Below are 829 nucleotides of genomic sequence, written 5' to 3'. Positions count from 1 at the left end.
AGCGAAATAGTGAATGGGTAAGCCGATCGATGTAGAGGCGGGCTTGCCTGCGATAGCGATGTTGAATTCAACATCGCTATCGCAGGCAAGCCCGCTCCTACATTGATCGGGTTAACCATGCAAAATTTCGCTATGGGTTAGCCGAAGGTGAAGGCATAGGCCGCCACTTGCGGGTCCAGGAACTCGATGGTGAAGGTCCGGTCCTTGACCGCGCCCGGCTGGCGCACCAGTTGATACAAGCGTTGTTCGGTCACGGTGCCGCTGCCATCCGGTGCGACGTCGGTGCCGTGGGCATCCCCCGGCGCCTGGCCGTCGATGCTGACCTTGAAGCGCACCGGCTTGCCGTCGGCGCCCGGGCCCAGCACCAGGTGCAGGTCACGGGCGTGGAAGCGGTAGACGATCTTGCCGTCGGCCTCTGCGAGGGTGGCTTGCTGGCCGCCGACGTTCCATTGGCCTTCCAGGGTCCAGTTGTTCAAGGCCAGGTTGCCGGCTGCCGGGTAGTTCACCACCTTGTCGGTGCCCAGGGTGCCGGTGGTCACGAAGTTCTCGGCGCGCTGGAAGCCCAGGTAGGTTTCCGGCGACTGCACTTCGTTCATGTCCGGTGCGGCCTGGATGCCCTTGGCATCGGCTTCGATCAAGCCGCCCGCCACCTTGGTAGCGCCCGCCTCACGCAGCAGTTGCTGGATCACTCGCTCGGACTCGGCGTAGTCACCCTCGCCAAAATGGTGATAGCGGATCTGGCCCTTGGCATCGGCAAAGTAATGCGCCGGCCAGTACTGGTTGTTGAAGGCGCGCCAGATCTTGTAGTTGTTGTCGATGGCCACCGGGT

General features: G+C 62.6%; 1 pseudogene. It reads right to left on the bottom strand.

Annotated features, from left to right (window positions below):
• Nucleotides 1-137 precede the first annotated feature (137 nt).
• Nucleotides 138-829, bottom strand: a pseudogene (locus HX786_RS31490) (cytochrome c biogenesis protein DipZ); the annotation flags it as partial.

The organism is Pseudomonas sp. 21615526 (assembly GCF_013386245.1).
Classification (GTDB): domain Bacteria; phylum Pseudomonadota; class Gammaproteobacteria; order Pseudomonadales; family Pseudomonadaceae; genus Aquipseudomonas.
The sequence above is the reverse complement of the archived record's forward strand: the minus strand, read 5'-3'. Positions and strand labels throughout refer to the sequence as shown.